This is a genomic window from Paenibacillus lacisoli, from assembly GCF_030580655.1.
In the GTDB taxonomy this organism is placed as follows: domain Bacteria; phylum Bacillota; class Bacilli; order Paenibacillales; family Paenibacillaceae; genus Paenibacillus; species Paenibacillus lacisoli.
This window is the reverse complement of sequence record NZ_JAUQTB010000013.1, coordinates 81,438-100,144: the sequence shown is the minus strand read 5'-3', so window position 1 is coordinate 100,144 and position 18,707 is coordinate 81,438. Positions and strand designations below refer to the sequence as shown.

Sequence of the window (18,707 nt, the reverse complement as noted above, 5' to 3'; positions counted from 1 at the left end):
AAACCCCGCTCGACTTGCATGTATTAGGCACGCCGCCAGCGTTCGTCCTGAGCCAGGATCAAACTCTCCAATAAAGTTATTGAAAAGAGCGATAAGCTCATTTTTAATCTGACGAGATATAAATCTCATTGTTTGCTGTTATTTACATAACAGCGATACTCACTCGTTGTTCAGTTTTCAAAGATCAAGCATTTCGTTCGGTCATTTGTTGACCGGAATTAGAGTATATCACACTAATTTCTTCTTTGCAACTTATTTTTTTCAAAACTTTTAAGTCGCTTTTTTGCTTAGCGGTCCTTTTCTCGACCGGAATTAGAATATACCATGCCTGTAAATCAATTGCTACATGTAAAATATTCCAATGCATACGACCTGCAATTTGCTTTTCTCATGTGCAGGTCGTGTAGACAACTGTCTTTATATTTCCCTTAAATGAGCTTCCCATTCCATAATCGAAAATTTTTCAGTGACTTCCTTCAGCTGCTCAGGCACCTCTACTGTACACATCAATTCCAGGCTGTTACCGTCTGGGTCTTTAAAATAGATAGAACCATTACCCTGATAAGGTCGAATGAATGGTGCTACCGAAGTTCTGCCGCCAAAGGGGACTGCCTTCACTCCAATCGACCCAAGCCACTGTTCAGCCTCTGCCAGACTGCTGTAACTTACCCTGAAGGCAATATGCCGCAGGGACGGATGATAAGGAGTGTCGACTTCTTTCCCTTCCCACAGACCGAGCCAGCTTTTCCCTTTCTCCAGCCAGTAAAATAAAGTCTCATCATCACGCCACGCTAATTCCAATCCTAGCTTGGTATAGAATGCTTCTGCAGTCTTCAGGTTACGGACAGGGAGATGCGCTTCGTACAATCCTTTTATCATTGTATCAGTCCCCCTTCGCTGCACCGAGCAGCCGTTCCTCACCTCGCTTCAGCTGCTGGGTCAGATGAAGAAAAGTTTCAGTAACCTTGTAGACCCGATCATCCATCTCCAGACTGCCTTCATAATCTTCATACTCCTGTTCAAATTGCATTCGCTGTGAACCGCCGATGGAAATCCACTCGGGACAGTTAATGCCATGGAGATTACGTATAATCGCCTGAAGATGCTGAAGCGAACTAACCCCAACTGCACCTCCAGCCGAGCATACGCTTAGTACCGCTTTACCGCTGAAATAACTTTGCCCCAGGTAATCCAAGGCGTTCTTCAATACCCCACTAATGCTCCCATGATATTCAGGTGTTGCAAGAACAATAGCATCGGTACCGGCAAAAGCGGACTGCAGAACCTGAACATTCGTGTCCATTCCTTCAATATCTGCCGAGTAGAACGGCAAGGGGTGTTTAAATAAATCAATGATCTGTACATGATGCCCTTTTCTCTGCATCAGATTAGCAGCATAAGCTGCCAGACGTGTACTCGTTGCACCCTTACGATTGCTTCCAGCCAAAACAACAATATTCATATCCCTTCGTCCCTTCATTCCTTTAAGATAGTTCTATTCTAAAAGGAATCCAGGAGGCCGGCGTCAGCAGACAGAACGATCTTCTTCCAAATAAAAAGCCAGCCCTAAGGCTGAGCTGTACGACCTCCGATGTACCGGCTGATGAATACGCGGGATTAAGGATGTTCTTTCAGTCTCCCGTCTTTCAGCAGCAGTACCCTGTCACACAAAGACAGTATCCGTTCATCATGCGTGACCATCACCGCACTTGTCCCTTCCGCTTTGACCTGCTGTGCGATCAGACTCACTACATCCTGACCCCTCGCTGAGTCCAGGCTGGCTGTAGGCTCATCGGCATAAAGCACCGCCGGGTCATTCATGAGCGCGCGTGCCACCGCTACGCGCTGACGCTCTCCCCCCGACAGCTTATCCGGATAAGCACTGCTTCGATGGCTCAAGCCCATCTGCTCAATCAATTGCCGTGCCCTGTAGGCTGCGTCCGCCTTATGGATACCGGCCAGGCTGGCCACCAGCCGCAGCTGTTCTTCAACCTTAAGATAGGGAATCAGATTGGCGTTCTGAAAAATAAAGCCGATCTTATGGAGCCGAAGTTTCGACAGCGTATCAGGAGACTTGCCAAGAATGGATTCTCCGTCAATCTCGACTTGACCGCTAGACGGCTCCAGCAGCGCACCTGCTATGGACAGGAACGTGCTTTTACCTGAACCAGACGGTCCCATTACCGCTACCAATTCCCCTGCAGCTACCTCCAGGTTCAATTGATCGAGTACCGTGCGGTTCGCAGTCCCATCTCTAAAGGTACGTGTAATGTTGCGGAGTATCAGTCGGTTGTTCATGCTGCAGCCCTCCCAATAGCTTCAAGTGCGTTGATTCTGGCTATTTTCCATACCGAAAACAAGGAGCCTGCCAAGGACATCAGAATAAAGGCTAGGCAAGTCAGCAGCAGTACAGGCAAATGTAGCCGGAACGGCATGGATGCCGGCAGCATGGCTTCAAATCCCTTGACGAGAACGATACTGACAACAAGGCTGACCGCCGAGAGGATCAACACCTGCGCTGCGGCGCTCCCGGCCAGATAAGCTGTACGGGCACCCATTGCTTTTAATACGCCGTATTGGCTTGTTTTTTGAATCGTCATGACATAGAAGAATACGGCCAACACAAAAGCAGAGATTACAAATAAAAAGACAATCATCATGAGCAGAGAGCCCTGCTCCTCCTTATAACCAGGAATAGCCGATACCGCTTGTGACTTCGTCAACACTTCTGTGCCCGGCACTTGGGCTTGTATCGATTCGGCTTCCGAATCAACAGCCTTGATGGCAATCGCATTAAAGGCGGAGCCATCTGTTACCGACGGGCTGCCGGCAGCCTGGCTGCGGGATTGTGATTCAAGAAGAGCCCACGTTGACATATTCATCAATATTACCGGCGTATGGCTGAAGGACTCATTTTGCACAAATCCGGCAACGATCCACTCGGACCCTGAAGCTTGATCCACAAGTCTGCTCCCCAACTTAACGCCCTGCTCCATAAGACTCTCGTCTACCACGACCTGTCCTGTCCCCGGCAGGCCGGATCCTTCCGTCAATCGCGGCATCAGCCACCCATGTGTATCCACAGCCAGCAGCGTGACGTCCACTTTCCCTGGCTCTCCATCCTGTACGACGGTGGTCATTTTAACCCCAAGCGGCTCAGCTTGCCCTGCACCGGCAGTTTCCCTCACTTCGTCCAGCTTCTGCGGGGACAGTTCAGACCTCGTCAACCGATGCTCTGCTCCCTGTTCCAATATAAAATGCGTCGCAGACATATTCTGGACAGATGCCGCATTATCGTAAGCCAGCCCCTGTGCAAGTCCTGTAACGAACATGACCAGAAACCCGACCAGCAGCATAATAACGCCTATCAGGATATACCTGCCCTTGGAAAATCTCATTTCACGTAAAGCTAAGTACATTCAAGCTCCCCCCCTCTGTGTAGCCCCAGTATAGGGAGCCAACATGAACGGAGTATGAATAACAGATTACAGTTGTTACTCCGGAAGCCGGATTGTAAAGCAGGTACCTTCCGGGGAGCTGGATACCGTAATTATGCCGCTGTGCAGCTGGATGATTTTCTGTACGATAGCTAATCCGAGTCCAGTCCCGCCAGCTGATCGCTCGCGGGCATGATCCACCCGGTAGAAGCGGTCAAAGACAAAAGGAAGATGCTCTTCCGGGATGCCGTCCCCTGTATCCTGAATGGACACGGTCATTGCAGATCTGGACGGTTTTGCATGTATGGAGATGGATCTGCCTTGAGGAATGTACCTGATCGCGTTGCTCAGGATATTCATCCATACCTGCATCAGCAGCACTTCATCTCCTCGTATATGAATAGACTCCGGGATCGACAGCTTAAGCAGCAATCCTTTCTCCTCCAACTGCCATTGGAGCACCTGAATTACTTGAAGCAATTGAACACGAAGCCCGAAAGTTTTCATCGTCAGCGTTTCTTCTCCCTGTTCCAGCGAGGACAGCAGGAGCAGCTGTTTGCTCAGCTGGGCAAGATGACGGCTTTCCTTTTCAATAATCTCCGCATACTGCCGGCTCTCCCCCTTCGACAGCTCATTCTCCGCCAACACTTTGGCAAATCCCTGGATGGATGTCAGCGGGGACTGGATCTCATGGGATACATTGGACACGAACTGCTGGCGCGATTGATCTGCCCGCTCTAAGGCCTGGCTCATAGTTGTAAAATGTCCGGCCAGCTGGCCGATTTCATCCCTTCTCCGGATCGGCAGCTTCAGCCGGTAGTCGCCCTGAGCAATTCGCTTTGTGGCTTCGGACAGCCGGGAAATCGGTTTGACCAAATAACGGGTACTGACAAGAAACAGCAGAATGCTGATAACGACCGTGCACAGGATAATCAGGGCAAAAAAGACACGCAGCTCGCCAAACTGCTGTATAACATCAGGTCGTATGAATAAAGCATAAGTATGGCCTTTATATTGAATCGGAGTGCCTACTGTGTTGCTCAATGTATTCTCAAAAAAACCGGTTATAAACGGCTTGTTGGGAAATTCAGCAATGCCGTGATACCGCTCCCCTTTCAGCACCCGGTCACGAGCCAATCGGCTCAAATTTTTTTCCCGGAAGCTGCGGCCGTAGTACTGTTCATCCCCTTGCCCGTCGGTCAGATAAATTTGATATCCCAGTGCAGCGGCATGATCCAGGTAACGGTCCATATTTTCTGCAGAATCTTCAATATATCGTTCAATCTCTACTGCCGTATGCATTAGTTTATTGTCATTGTAAGGTTTTAATTTGAGATGATAATAGATATTGGAGGAAAGGAACCCCAGCATACTGCTGACGATAATGACCAGTAATGTAAATAGAAAAACACGGGAATACAAGGTCTTCAACGCCGCCCCACCTCGATCTTGTAACCGATGCCCCGAACGGTCTGGATGCTGAAGTCATCCGAGTAGTCTGCAAACCGCTGGCGCAAACGCTTAATGTGCACATCAACCGTCCGCTCGTCCCCTTCATAGTCCGCTCCCCAAACCAAAGAGATCAGCTCATCCCTAGAGAAGAGACGTCCCGGATATTGCGCGAGCTGGGTCAGCAGCTCAAACTCCTTCATAGGAAGAATGAAGGTAGACTCTCCGTCCGAGACTTCTACGTTATTCCGATTAATCACAATCCGGTTCAGACGGATTACATCACTGGACGTCCTGTGATAACGGCGGAACAAGGCTTTCACCCGGAAAACAAGCTCCTCAGGCTCAAAAGGCTTAGTGACATAATCATCCGTCCCCCGGAGGTAGCCCTGCTCTTTGTCTGTCAGCTGGTCTTTGGCTGTCAGCATGATGATGGGAATATCATAGTGCTCTCTAATATGCTCGCACAGTTCAAGCCCGCCCATATGGGGCATCATGACATCAATAATGGTTAAGTCTACGGCTTCGGCCTCCAGATACTGAACAGCTTCCAATCCATCCCCCGCTTCCAATAAACGGTATCCCTCTTTGGTCAGGACATACCGCAGCAGCGTCCGGATATGCTCATCATCATCAACAACCAAAATACGTTTCATTTTCACCATCGCTCACTTTATGTTTTAGGATGCCATTAAGTATATCGCAAGGAACTGAGACCAACAAAAACCTCTCATCGTGATCGTTCAGGTTAATAACCTTTCTTCACTGCATAGATTGCTGCCTGGGTACGGTCTGTCAGACCCAGCTTATCGAGCAGATGACTGACATGTGTTTTGACAGTCTTCTCCGTGATGACCAGCTCTTCCGCAATCGCTTTGTTGCTCTTTCCGCAGGCAATAAGCGCCAGCACCTCTCGCTCCCGCGGCGTCAGCCGATCAGGGTTATCTATCGAATCAGCCGCAACCGTTGTGCCGGATATCCCTTTCGTCTCCATCAATGAGGATGAACCAGCCGCCACGTGCTGCATGAGCTGGCCGGCTGCATCCGGATGCAGCTCCACCCTGCCCTGGTATACACTGCGGATGGCTTCAGCCAGTTCCTCTGGTTCAATATCCTTGAGCAGGTAGCCTTTTACGCCGGCTTGGACCGCAGGCAGAACATGGGACGGATCGCAAAAGGACGTCATAACGATCACCTTCACCTCCGGATAGGAAGCGGTTATCGCCTGTGCCGCCTGAATTCCATCCAATACCGGCATATTCAAATCCATCAGTATAATATCCGGCTGCAGCTCAGCCACCTGCTCCAATGCTTCCCGGCCGTCCGAAGCCTCCCCAACAAGAACGATATCCTGCTGAGTGGACAGGAACACCTGCATGCCCCGGCGCACCATAGCGTGATCGTCGGCCAGCAGCAGTCTGATACTCATCTTGAATCCCCCTCTTCTCCTATATATTTCTCTATTGGCAAACGGACTTCAACCGTCGTGCCTTTTCCTGTAACACTGTAAAGCACAAGCCGTCCTCCCAGCGCTTCAGCCCGCTCTTTCATCATGGTCAAACCGTAGGATGCTCCCGCCTCTCTGGGTCTGTTCGTGGCAGCACCGCCCCGCCCCTGATCCGCTACATGGAATGTAACCGCGTCGTCACGAGCGCTTAACCTGATCTCGGCGCTCCTCGTACCGGCATGCTTGCTGATATTGTTGAGCGCTTCCTGCCCGATCCGCCAGAGCGCTTCCTCCATGGTAGAGGGCAGCTCGGCAATGCCGTTTACTTCCAGATGGACACGGAGGCCGAGCTGCCGGGCATAGTTCTGCAGCGCTGGGGTCAGTCCCTCTTCGAGGCCGGCAGGCCGCAGCTGTGTAATCAGGCTGCGCATTTCTTTGAGAGCAGCTTGGGACAAAGTACGCATGTCAGATACAGCTTCCAGCAGCTGGTGCTCCTGCTCACTTCCGCCAAGCATGCTCTCTACTCCCCGCGCCGTCAGCGAGAGGGAGAACAGCATCTGGCTGACCGAGTCATGCAGATCCCGTGCCAGACGGTTGCGTTCCTCGAGCCGGGCGAGCTTCCGGCGGTTCTCCTCAAGCTGCAGATGTTCCAGAGCAATAGCTATATGTTCCGCCGCAGCCTCCAGCACCTCAGCATCCACTTCCTCGGTATGTCTGTCAGACGGATAAGCGGCCAGCAGGAACAGCTGCGCCCGGTTTCCGCTCAGCGGGAGAGGTACGGCCAGCACATGTGAAAGTTCAGACTCGCTGCCGTGTGACCGGCAAAGATGCGTCCATTCCGCCATCTCAGCCTGCTCGGCTGCCGCATATCTCCGTTCTCCTACACGGGTAGTGAGCAGACGAGCAGCCCCAGATACAGCCGTCGTATGGACGATAGGGCAATTCGAGCGGCCCGCGGCTCCCGATATGTAGCTCAGACCGCTCTCCACCCGATAGAGCGCTGTCAAAGGCAAATGAAAATGTTTCTGCAGCAGCCGGATACTCTCGTCCTCCAGCCTCGTTCTACTGCCTGTATCCGCCACTGTCCGGTCCAGTGCACGGCTGAATTCACCCAATCTGGCGAACAAGTCCCCCCTGTGCTGCTCTGCCTGCCACAAGCGGATACGCTCGAGTGTCCCGCCGATCTGGTAAGCTACAGACTGGAGCAGCGCGAGCTCCCGGTCTGTAAAATGCTCCTTGCCAGGTGCGGCAACGTTCATCAGACCAAAACGCCGCGTCCCTGACACTAATGGAATGGTCGCATGATGGGTAATCCCGCAGGTATCTCCCCATTTGTAGTCGACGGCGTCTTCCAGCCTCTTGCAGTTCAGGATATTCACCGCATCCTGCAGCCGGCCGTCACGATAACGGTTCAGGCACCAGCATGCCGGAGAGCACATCGGCTGCATGCCGTCCTTACATAAAGCCGGGGGCATTCCGCATGCCGCCTTCAGCTCCTGGGGGGAATCGGTATCTTCGAGAAGAAATATCCACCCCGCAGTCAATCCGGTAAGCTCGAGCAGCTTATGCAGCACCTCAGACAACATGTGATCAGGGTCACCGCACTCGTTCAGCGTCTGGGCAATCGTTTTGAGGATCTCCAGCTCCTGTGCAGGTGTGTCCATAAGGACCCTCCTTTCAGCCGTAAAATCATTTTCCTTCTATTATAGCATTAGCTGCAGCATGAGAGGATACATGCAGAAGAGGATGCCTGCTCATCAGGGAAGGCTGTACCGCGGCCAAAGCAAAAAGCTCCTTCCATGTAGGAAAGAGCTCCTCTTCAAATCATATCCATACATACCGTTACTCCCGACTGCAGACTGGCCTGAACGTCAATCAGCCGCTGATTACGGCTCCCGCGGAAACGAAGAGACACGTCTTTCTCTCGCTCCACAAAGGACCCGTCCACGATAACATCGCACAGCTCCGCCAGCCTTCTCATCGCCGAGCGTTTCAGCAATGCCTCAAATTCATAACCTGTATATGCCCACACCGTGTGGCCCGGGCAGGTCTCCCGGTAACGCTGGACAAAGGGAATACACTCTCCAGCTGAGAAGAAAGGATCCCCGCCGCATAGGGTCAGCCCTTCCAAAAGCGGGTTATCTGCAGCTTCCCGAATGACTTCTTCCTGCCGTTCTGGAGTGAACACTTCACCTGCCGAGAAGCTCCAGGATTCCGTGTTAAAACAGCCCGGACAGCCGTGCCGGCAGCCGCTGATGAAGACGACGGCGCGCAGCCCTGTTCCTTCATTGACTGACTCCCGGATATACCCGCATATATTCATCGGTGTTTGACCCGGTCGCGGACCTCGGCCTGCTTGGCATTATTGAATCTGACCTTGTAATCGCCTGTCAGGTAGCCGGTCACCCGGCGCAGCCGCTGGATGTGAACCTGTTCCTCATCCGCTCCGCACTGCGGGCAGCAGCTGCCAATGATTCCTTCATATCCGCAGCCGGTACAGCGGTCGATCGGGTGATTAATCGAGAAGTAGCCGATGTCCTGGCTAAGCGCATACTGTACGATCCGCCGAAACGCCTCTGGGTTGCTGCGGGCATTGCCGTCCATCTCAATATAGGAGATAGCGCCTGCGTTGCACAATTTGTGAAATGGAGCTTCCAGCTGGATTTTGCGGGCGGCAGGAAGCTGGTGATAGACCGGGATATGAAACGAATTGGTATAATATTCACGGTCGTTCACTCCCGGAATCAGCCCATAACGCGCCCTGTCAATCGCTGTGAATTTGCCAGACAAGCCCTCGGCCGGTGTCGCGAACAGCGTTATATTCAGGTTATGAATCTCGCTCATCTCATCACAGTAACGGCGCATGTACTCAATGACCCGGTAGGCTTCGCGGTATATATCTTCATCTCCTCCATGATGCCGTCCGAACAGCCCAACCATACATTCCGCAAGGCCGATAAAGCCTATAGCCAGCGTGCCATGCTTCAGCAAGGATGCCACCGGCTCATCTCCTTCCAGCTGTTCCCCGCCTTCCCATACACCTTCACGCATCATGAAATCAAAAGCTTTGGCTGGCTGCGCCGACTGAATTCGATAGCGGTGAATAAGACCACGGGCAGCAATGTCCAGTACGCTTTGAAGCTCATTATAAAACCCTTCCAGATCGGCCTGCTCCCGCTGTCCCTGACAAATGCCGTAATCGATACCCAGCTTTACCAAGTTCACTGTGTTGAATGACAGGTTACCCTTACCGCTCTGGCGGTTACGCCCGAACCGGTCCGCAATCGTACGGGTGCGGCAGCCCATGGTGGCAATAATGGTATCCGGGTCATCCTCACGATAGTAAGGCAGATTGAAGGAGGCATCCACATTTACAAAATTCGGATACATACGCCGGCTGGAGCAGTCTATGGCCTTAAGGAACAAATCATAATTCGGATCGTCCTCCTGCTGATTCACTCCCTGCTTACATTGGAAAATATGCTGCGGAAAAATCGGCGTTTCTCCGTGTCCCAATCCTGCAACAGCAGCCTCCAGGAGTGAATGCGATACCAGCCTTCCTTCTTCTGAGGTGCAGAGTCCGTAGTTAAGCGAGGTAAAAGGAATCTGCCCACCTGCACGACTGCTCATCGTGTTCAGATTATGTATCAGAGATTCGGCCGCCTGCCTTGTCTCCTGCACCGTCTCATCTACGGCGAACGAATAGGCCCGCGGACAAGCAGCTTCAGCCAGGATGCTTCCAAGTCCTATGTCCTGATCATCCAGCTCCGGGGATACTTCGCCAAACAGCCGCTGTCCTTTGCGGTAATGCTTGAGAAAGGAGCGTTTGACATAAGGAGCCAGATCCCAGTCCATCTTATTCGCCGATACGCCGCCATACTGACTGTTCTGCTGGGACTGAAAGATAATAGCCACCAGTGCCACCGCCGACATAATCCCCTGTGGAGTGCGGACAGAGCCGTTACCGGTGTTAAAGCCTTTGGCCAGCAAACGGTCGAACGGGATAAAGATACAGTTGGTGGTTCCGAGTGCATACTGATCAAGATCATGAACATAGATCGAGCCGGCCTCGATGGCGGCAGACAGTTCTTTCGGAAGCACGGCATGATGCGCATACCATTTGGCGCTTTCGGAGCCGATTTTACTCATTTTACCGCTGAAAGAGTCGCCGTTCATGTTGGCGTTCTCGCGCAGCAGATCCCGGTCCCGTGAACCGATAATGCCGGAGATCATGCTGTCAAAATAAGCTGTCTCTGTAAGAACAGCTCCTTTTCGCCCCGATTGGCCCTGTTCCTGACGTTCACCTCTGCCGGTCGTGCGGCACGTCGTGTCATGCCAACGGCTCCGTTCACACAGACGTTCTTCCTCAGCAAGCCCGGGAGCGAATCCCGCTTGGATATTCATCTGATCAACCTCCATGCTATGCGCTTGTATTTTTCAGGACGCGAGTACTAGTAATTCTTCGCAAACACAACATATAGAACTTTCAACAAATTATAATTCCATATTTAGTCTCTATCATGTGACAATTCTCACATCTACAGACCATAGGAAATGAGAACCCCGGCAGTTCAAAAGCGCACAGAATCCCCGTACCTATGCGGTACAGGGACAGATCATACATAAGAAGGGTGGTGCAGAAATTTTAACAATTGTTTGTCCGCGTTATGTCCTGCGGGCAGCGACCAGAATATCCATATGACGCGCCTGGCGAAGCACCTGATTCACAACCGAACCCCGCCAAAGCTCTGCTGCCCGGGATAACCGAGACTGTCCTATAATCATCTGTGTTACCTTGCGGCGATCGGCCTCCATGACCAGAACCCGCGGCAGCTGACGGCGGTCTCTACTTTTATAGATGAGAAAAGTCCCGCCCAGCCGTTCCGTCAAGCGCTGCAGTTCCTCCAGCAGAAGACGGGCCGCTGAGGACAGTTCTGTCGCTCCAATCTGTACATAGGCGGCATGCCACGAGGCCTTCAGGCGATAGGCGATGCGAAAGCCGCGCCGAATTAATCGTTCCGCTTCATTACTTAGATTGACGCAGACACAGATCACTTCCTGGCGCCGCCAAGGTCCACGCAGGGAAGATGTTCGCTCCCAGGCCTCGAGACGCTCATCAACATCATCGGCGATCTCCCGCAGCGCCAGTTCACGGAGCGCGATTAGGTTGCCCGTCTTGAAGAAATGGCTCAAGGCCTGCGGAACCTTGTACATGGCATAGATCCTGCCTTCCTCCAGCCGTTTGCGGAGTACCCGCGGGGATACATCAATCAGCTGGACTTCATCAGCCATACGCAGAATATGATCAGGCACCGTCTCACGCATGACAACTCCCGTAATCTGTTCCACCGCATCGTTCAGGCTCTCCAGGTGCTGAACATTCATCGTCGAGATGACCGAGATGCCTGCATGAAGAATCTCTAATACATCTTCGTATCTTTTACGGTTGCGGCTGCCGGGGATATTCGTATGCGCGAGTTCATCGATAAGGACAACCTCTGGAGCCAGAGCGATCACAGCTTCAGTATCCATCTCTTCCAGCCGGGCTCCGCGGTAATCCAGCACACGCCTTGGTACGACATCAAGAGCTCCTGCCTGGGCCTCCGTTTCCTGCCTTCCGTGCGTCTCCAGCAGACCGATCATGACACGGATACCGCTCCGCTGCAGATCATTACCTTCGCGCAGCATGGTGTAAGTCTTGCCTACGCCCGGAGCGGCACCGATGTATATTTTAAACCGTCCTCGTTTAATGTGGCTGATCTGCTCCTGGATCTCTTCCCGCCCAAGACGCCGATAGGTTGGGGGCGGCAGAGCTGGCATCGTTTTGGCCGGCAAAATCCGTTCACCCTCCCGCTCTGTACGATCAGCAACGACGAAGATGTCCATCTGATGAATCATACGCAGCAGACCGTGAATCACAGAGCCGTGCCACAGCTCCTGCCACTTGGATTGCCTGGAGTGGCCTATAACCATCCTCGTCGTATAATTCTGCAGCGCATAGTCCACCAGCTTGCGAGGGAGCAGACGGTGGCTGCTAAAAGGAAGCTCCTCCATATCTGCTCCAACCTTTGCCGCAAGCTTCAGCATCGCCTTCTTGAACACAAGCTCTTCCTTGCCGAGCTTCTTTTCTTGCCGTACTAGTGTAACGACCTGCAGATCACCGTTCAGACGGCGGGCAATCTGCTGGCCGCGCCGGATATAGATTGAACCATTCCAATGATATTGGGCCGCTACCAGTATACGCTCGCTCGCCCCATTGGGACCCACCGTATCGTTCTCCTCCCAGTGCTTCTCCAGTGAGCCATTGACTCCCTCCGCAACCAAGCGCAGCGCCAGCTCACGCAGCACTCCAACGTTGCTGAGTGTCATGATATCCATACGCTGGTTCACCAACAGGTTCTCCTTTTCAATCCGTCCCAGCAGCTGCTCAGGTGTAACATCAATCAGCCTGACATCATCCGCTAGCGTCAGCGTGTCTGAAGGCACACTTTCCTCCACCTCAACCCCGGTCAGCCGGGAAGCAATATGCCGTACTCCTTCCAGCTCATAAACATTCACTGTTGTTATAACGCTAATTCCATGCTGTCTCAGATATTGGATATCGTCCAGCCGGGTCGTAAACTCAGCACCAGGCCGATTGTGGTGAGCAAGCCCATCTACTAGAACGACCTCGGGATTGCGCTGAAGCAGCGCGGGAAGATTAAGGTCTTTGCGCTCCAGGCCGTTCTTCTCCCAATGAATACTTGGTATCCGCTCCAGTCCAAGACTAAGCTCCACCGTTTCCGGGCGCCTGGATGTCGTCACTGCGCAAATCACGACATCCACGCCCTGCTTCTTCAACTGCAAACCCTCGAATAACATATGATAGGTCTTGCCTGAGCCGCTGACAGCGCCGATCAGAATGTCCAGCCGTCCCCGTCCCAGACTGGAGATCATCTTCAGCAGCTCCTCCGGTGTCTTGCGTCTGAATGTGTCCATCTCCGGGGCCTCTCCCTCTCTTTATTCCGGCATCAGCGATTTCAATTCCAGATTTAATTCCAGTACATTCACCGCCGGTTCACCCAGAAAACCCAGCTCTCTTCCTTCGGTATGCTTGTTCACCAGCAGCTTCAATTTAGAGGGAGAAATGCCGGTTAGTTTACTGATCCGTGGAATCTGCACCTCTGCAGCAGCAGGGCTGATGTGGGGATCCAGGCCTGAGCCGGAGTTGGTGATTAGATCCAGCGGCAGGCTTCCGATCTGCACGTCAGGGTTCTGAGTGTGCCACTCCTTGACTGCGTCGGATGTCCGCTTCAGCATATCCGGATTGGAAGGCGCATAGTTGGGTGAACCGGAAGCCCCGTTATATTCAATACTTGAGACCCTGTTCTGAAAAAAAGCCTGATCCCTGTTCTCCTGTCCAATCAATCTCGATCCGACGACTTCTGCTTGGTCGTTGAGAATCAGGCTCCCGTTCGCCCGCTCCGGCATCACAGTCTGGGCGAAACCCGTAACCAGCAGGTTATAGCCGAGCCCCAGCACAATCATCATCAGCAGACTTATTCGCAGTGAACTCATAACATATCGCATGAGCATGTTTACATCCTCTCCTCTTCGTTACACCCATAAATGTACAAGCATATCCAGCAGCTTAATGCCTACGAATGGCGCTGCTACACCCCCGAGACCATAGATCAGCAGGTTGCGGGACAGCAGCCGTGATGAGCTCATCGGCTTGTAGGCCACACCCTTCATCGCAAGCGGAATCAGGAGCGGTATAATCACCGCATTGAAGATCAGAGCGGACAGAATGGCTGACGTCGGCGATCCCAGCTTCATCACATTCAGCAGCTCCATCTGCGGAATAGCAACCATGAACATGGCAGGAATGATCGCAAAATATTTGGCCACATCGTTCGCAATACTGAACGTCGTCAGTGCCCCTCTGGTCATGAGCAGCTGCTTGCCTATGGCAACTACATCAATAATTTTCGATGGATCCGAGTCGAGGTCGACCATGTTGGCTGCCTCCTTCGCAGCCACTGTGCCGCTGTTCATGGCGATGCCCACATCTGCCTGCGCCAGAGCAGGCGCATCGTTGGTGCCGTCACCGGTCATGGCGACCAGCTTGCCGGAAGCCTGTTCGCTCCGGATCACAGCGATCTTATCCTCCGGCGTGCTCTCGGCGATAAAGTCATCCACACCCGCTTCCCTTGCAATCGTGGCTGCCGTCAGCGGATTATCTCCCGTACACATCACGGTACGAATCCCCATCTGACGCAGCAGCTCGAAGCGCTCGCGCATCCCCGGCTTTACCGTATCCTTTAGATAAATCACACCATAGATGGTACGGTCGACAGCGACGGCGAGCGGTGTCCCCCCAGCGGAGGCTATTGCATCGCTGCTGCTGTCCAGGTCGGGGGGAAGCTCGCCGCCCTGGGATTGAACCCACCTTTTGACCGCATCAACCGCCCCCTTGCGTACCTGTTGGCCGTTCGCGAGATCCAGACCGCTCATGCGTGTCTCCGCCCGAAACTCGATGAAGCTTGCACCTTCCGATAGCGCGGTGTCATACACCATCTGTTCCTTCCGCATCCACTCCAGTACCGAACGCCCTTCCGGTGTCTCATCCTGAAGCGAGCTGACCGCCGCCCACCGCGCTGCCTCCGCACGGCTGTATCCGCCAACGGGGATGATCTCGCTAGCCATACGGTTCCCGAAAGTGATGGTACCCGTTTTGTCGAGGATAATCGTATTGATATCACCGGAAGCTTCAACGGCTTTTCCCGACATGGCAACAACATTGAAACGGGTAACCCGGTCCATGCCGGCAATCCCGATCGCAGACAGCAGACCGCCAATCGTGGTAGGAATCAGGCAAACCAGCAGCGCGATCAGGATCGGCACCTGAAGCTGGATGTTCAGATAGCTCGACAGGAAAGGGAGCGTGACCACGACGACCATAAAAATCAGCGTCAGGCTGGTCAGGACCGTGTTGAGGGCAATCTCATTCGGTGTCTTCTGCCGCTTGGCTCCTTCCACCAGCGAGATCATACGATCCAGAAAGGATTCACCCGGATCGCTCGTGATTCGCACCTGAATCTCATCACTGATCACACGTGTACCGCCGGTGACAGAACTGAAGTCGCCTCCTGCTTCCTTGATGACCGGCGCGGATTCACCGGTAATCGCAGATTCATCAACCGAGGCAAGGCCGTCGATGACTTCCCCATCGCCAGGAATGAGTTCTCCCTGCGTCACCACAACGATATCGCCCTTGCGCAGATCTACGGACAGCACCTCCTTGATCTGTCCTCCGGCAAGCTTCCTAGCCTTGATTTCCTGCTTTGTCTTCTTGAGCGTATCGGCCTGTGCCTTGCCGCGCCCCTCCGCCAGAGCCTCGGCGAAATTCGCGAACAGGACGGTGATCAGCAGAATAACCGTAACAGCAGTATTGAAACCTGCTGATCCGCCTGCTCCTAAAGCATTGGGCAAGAAAATTAAAAAGAACGTAATGATCATGCATACCTCGACAACAAACATAATCGGATTGCGCACCATCACGCGGGGATCCAGCTTATAGAAGGACTCCTTCACCGCCTTGCGGACCAGTCCGGCATCCAGCGTCCATTTCTTCTCACTCATCGTGTTCGTTCCTCCAATAGTAGTCGTTCATTTGTTCATCCTTTATTTGTTCATCCATAGTAATTGCACGTCTTGAGTCTTTAGGGCAGCAGCGTCAGCTGCTCTGCCACAGGGCCAAGTACGACAGAAGGGAAGAAAGTCAGCGCCCCCACGATTAACACCGTACCCGCAAACACAATTCCGAATAAGCCGCTGTCCGTGCGAAACGTCCCGCTTGTCTCAGGCACAGCCTTCTTCGCGGCCAGGGACCCGGCTGCAGCAAGAAGCAGGACCATCGAGATATAGCGGCCGAGGAACATGACAATACCTGTTGTCATATTCCAGAAGAGATTGGCGTCGCCCAGACCTTCAAAACCCGAGCCGTTATTGGCCGCAGAAGACGTGTACTCATACAGGACCTGAGTCAGGCCATGGTAGCCCGGATTGGATATGGTATTGGCATGTGTGAACAGAGCAGCGGCAGTCGGAACCAGGATTAGCAGCGGCTGAATAACGAGCAGGACTGCAATCAGCTTCATTTCACGGCCTTCAATTTTTCTACCCAGAAATTCAGGCGTTCGTCCAACCATCAACCCGGACAGGAATACCGCGATGATGGCGTACATCAGGACATTGAGAAAACCTACCCCTATGCCGCCGAAAACGGTATTGAGCATCATATTCGCCAGAGGCACCATGCCCCCGATGGGAGTCAGCGTATCATGCATCGTATTCACGGCTCCCGTCTCGGAAGCTGTTGTTACGACCGAGTACAACGAGGATTGGGCGGTGCCAAAACGAACCTCTTTCCCTTCCATACTGCCCTGCTGATGTTCTATACTTAGTGTATTTAACGCCTTGTTACCTGAATATTCAGCGGTTAGAGATATGCTTATCATGATGATAAACAGCACCGCCATAGAGACGAACAGCACCCGCCCCTGTTTTGCGCTGCCGGACATTTTGCCATAGGTAAACGGCAGAGCCGTTGTCACCAGCAGCATCAGAAGGATCTGCAGCATATTACTGATCGCGTTCGGGTTCTCAAACGGATGAGCCGAATTGGCCCCAAAGAACCCTCCGCCGTTATTGCCCAGCTCCTTGATCGAAAGAAATGAACCCACCGGTCCACGCGCAATTTCCTGCACACCTCCTCCAATGGTATGGGCAACCTCCGTCGGTTCGAGCGTCTGTGGAACTCCAAGTGCAATGAATATTAGCGCACCAGCCAGCGCGATGGGGAGAAGGATACGGGTAATACTCCGCACCCAATCCACAAAGAAGTTGCCCAAAGGTCTGCCCGTTAACGCGCGGATAAAAGCGAGGGCAACCGCCAGCCCTGTAGCTGGTGAAGCGAACAGCATAAAGACGATGGCCACCATCTGTGAGAAATAAGATAAACCGCTCTCCCCGCTGTAATGCTGAAGGTCAGTATTTGTCATAAAACTGATCGCAGTATTAAAAGCAGTATGTGCATCCATAGCTCCTATACCGTTCGGATTCAGCGGGAGCCATCCCTGCAGCCGGAAGATCAGGTACACCAGGAGGATCATCACAGCATTGCTTACCAGCAGTGCTGTCGCATACTGCTTCCAGCTCTGATTCTGGCGGCGAATACCACTGATTGCATAGATCGGTTTCTCCAGCCAGCCAAACCAACGGTCAAGCGCTGTCTTTTCATAATCAAACACTTTGGCAATGTACAGCCCCATTGGACGTGCCAGCAGCAGCACAATTCCCAGCGTAACTGCAATGGACAGAACAGCAAACATGTTTATAACAACCTCCTAGCAGGCTAATGAATTTTTTTTATTAATGAACACTTAGAATTTCTCGGGATTCAGCAGGACATAGACCAGGTACACAAATAATACAGCCACGACGCTCATCAGGAACCAAGTCATCACTCACGCCCTCCTTCCTCAATGACATATTCAGACCACCGGATCAGTCCCAGCATCAAAAGAAACAACCCCAGCATAACAGCTGCCATCCATACATCCATTTGTACTTCAACCCCTTTTCATGTCAGCCTTATTTGATCAAAAATGATAGTTCCTCCTTCTCTCGAGCTGGGAGAAGCCTTCTGTATGTGAACAGCACAAAGAAGCCAGCGGAAAAGAGGTCCCTTCCCGTGGCTTCCTGATCGCGGCCGGGCCGCTTGCAGTGTCACTACAGAATGCTGCCTCTCCCAATATGCGCTGACGAGGTTAGCTGCCGGATTCGGGCTTGAGAGCTGCCCTACACCAATGCCACTCACACCTGACGAGCTGACACCGGTGATTCACCCCTGGGTAGAATGTACCCCTTTGGTTCCCCCGCTCCCTTGCTATTAAGGGATTAAGCACTGCATCACCTGATTCGGCGGCCTGCCGGTAAGGGATGCAGATGAATCATACTTCCGGTGTGATCGCCTGTAAATGGAATGTAAAGCCGGAAAAGGAGGTTTTCAGCCATTTTCATGCTGGAATGTAATTCAGTTCTGCAATTTTCTGCATCAAGCTTGTAATATCTTTCATTTTCTTGAATAATGAAATATTCAAAGATAAATAGAGATAATCTAAGATAATAAAAGATTACCCCCGATTTAGTTCTTGAAATTGTCTGTATTTGACCGATAAGACCTAGAAAATGCTGAAATTTCCGTTTACAATCCAACCCCTCCGGCGTATGATGTCATAGACACATTACAGTGCATGTGATCGTTGTCCTGAATTGTCCTTACAGCCCTGAATGGAGACCACCCGTGCTCCCAGGGCTTGTTCTTATGC

The 18,707-nt window shown here is 52.5% G+C and carries 15 protein-coding genes, 1 rRNA gene and 1 riboswitch; all 16 genes read right to left on the bottom strand.

The window, feature by feature from the left end:
- Positions 1-74, bottom strand: a 16S ribosomal RNA gene (locus tag Q5741_RS17715); the annotation flags it as partial.
- A gap of 343 nt (positions 75-417) precedes the next feature.
- Positions 418-879, bottom strand: coding sequence for a VOC family protein (locus Q5741_RS17710; RefSeq protein WP_305025452.1), 462 nt, complete (start codon positions 877-879; stop codon positions 418-420).
- 4 nt (positions 880-883) lie between these two features.
- Positions 884-1,462 (bottom strand): NADPH-dependent FMN reductase, encoded by a 579-nt coding sequence (locus tag Q5741_RS17705; RefSeq protein ID WP_305025451.1) that lies wholly within the window; start codon positions 1,460-1,462, stop codon positions 884-886.
- A 155-nt stretch (positions 1,463-1,617) separates the two neighbouring features.
- Positions 1,618-2,298: an ABC transporter ATP-binding protein gene (locus Q5741_RS17700; protein WP_305025450.1), complete on the bottom strand. Its 681-nt coding sequence runs from the start codon at positions 2,296-2,298 to the stop codon at positions 1,618-1,620.
- Positions 2,295-3,419, bottom strand: coding sequence for an ABC transporter permease (locus Q5741_RS17695; RefSeq protein WP_305025449.1), 1,125 nt, complete (start codon positions 3,417-3,419; stop codon positions 2,295-2,297). The genes Q5741_RS17700 and Q5741_RS17695 overlap by 4 nt, the downstream gene beginning before the upstream one ends.
- A 75-nt stretch (positions 3,420-3,494) precedes the next feature.
- Positions 3,495-4,868, bottom strand: a complete 1,374-nt coding sequence (locus Q5741_RS17690) for a sensor histidine kinase (RefSeq protein WP_305025448.1) — start codon at positions 4,866-4,868, stop codon at positions 3,495-3,497.
- The gene (locus Q5741_RS17685; protein WP_305025454.1) at positions 4,865-5,548 is read right to left on the bottom strand and encodes a response regulator transcription factor; all 684 of its coding nucleotides are present in this window, start codon (positions 5,546-5,548) and stop codon (positions 4,865-4,867) included. The genes Q5741_RS17690 and Q5741_RS17685 overlap by 4 nt, the downstream gene beginning before the upstream one ends.
- Positions 5,549-5,634: 86 nt before the next feature.
- Positions 5,635-6,315, bottom strand: coding sequence for a response regulator (locus Q5741_RS17680; protein WP_305025447.1), 681 nt, complete (start codon positions 6,313-6,315; stop codon positions 5,635-5,637).
- Positions 6,312-7,997, bottom strand: coding sequence for a GAF domain-containing sensor histidine kinase (locus Q5741_RS17675; RefSeq protein WP_305025446.1), 1,686 nt, complete (start codon positions 7,995-7,997; stop codon positions 6,312-6,314). Before Q5741_RS17675 ends, Q5741_RS17680 begins: the two co-directional genes overlap by 4 nt.
- 155 nt (positions 7,998-8,152) lie before the next feature.
- Positions 8,153-8,656 (bottom strand): anaerobic ribonucleoside-triphosphate reductase activating protein, encoded by a 504-nt coding sequence (nrdG, locus tag Q5741_RS17670; RefSeq protein ID WP_305025445.1) that lies wholly within the window; start codon positions 8,654-8,656, stop codon positions 8,153-8,155.
- The gene (locus tag Q5741_RS17665) at positions 8,653-10,566 is read right to left on the bottom strand and encodes an anaerobic ribonucleoside triphosphate reductase (protein ID WP_305025453.1); all 1,914 of its coding nucleotides are present in this window, start codon (positions 10,564-10,566) and stop codon (positions 8,653-8,655) included. Before Q5741_RS17665 ends, nrdG begins: the two co-directional genes overlap by 4 nt.
- 432 nt (positions 10,567-10,998) lie before the next feature.
- Positions 10,999-13,311: a universal stress protein gene (locus Q5741_RS17660; RefSeq protein WP_305025444.1), complete on the bottom strand. Its 2,313-nt coding sequence runs from the start codon at positions 13,309-13,311 to the stop codon at positions 10,999-11,001.
- 21 nt (positions 13,312-13,332) lie between these two features.
- Positions 13,333-13,908: a potassium-transporting ATPase subunit KdpC gene (kdpC, locus tag Q5741_RS17655; protein WP_305025443.1), complete on the bottom strand. Its 576-nt coding sequence runs from the start codon at positions 13,906-13,908 to the stop codon at positions 13,333-13,335.
- A gap of 21 nt (positions 13,909-13,929) precedes the next feature.
- The gene (kdpB, locus tag Q5741_RS17650) at positions 13,930-15,957 is read right to left on the bottom strand and encodes a potassium-transporting ATPase subunit KdpB (RefSeq protein WP_305025442.1); all 2,028 of its coding nucleotides are present in this window, start codon (positions 15,955-15,957) and stop codon (positions 13,930-13,932) included.
- An 80-nt stretch (positions 15,958-16,037) separates the two neighbouring features.
- The gene (gene kdpA, locus Q5741_RS17645; RefSeq protein ID WP_305025441.1) at positions 16,038-17,708 is read right to left on the bottom strand and encodes a potassium-transporting ATPase subunit KdpA; all 1,671 of its coding nucleotides are present in this window, start codon (positions 17,706-17,708) and stop codon (positions 16,038-16,040) included.
- A gap of 51 nt (positions 17,709-17,759) precedes the next feature.
- Positions 17,760-17,825 (bottom strand): K(+)-transporting ATPase subunit F, encoded by a 66-nt coding sequence (kdpF, locus tag Q5741_RS21705; RefSeq protein ID WP_407074380.1) that lies wholly within the window; start codon positions 17,823-17,825, stop codon positions 17,760-17,762.
- Positions 17,826-18,119: 294 nt separating this feature from the next.
- Positions 18,120-18,293, bottom strand: a riboswitch (cyclic di-AMP (ydaO/yuaA leader).
- Positions 18,294-18,707 lie beyond the last annotated feature (414 nt).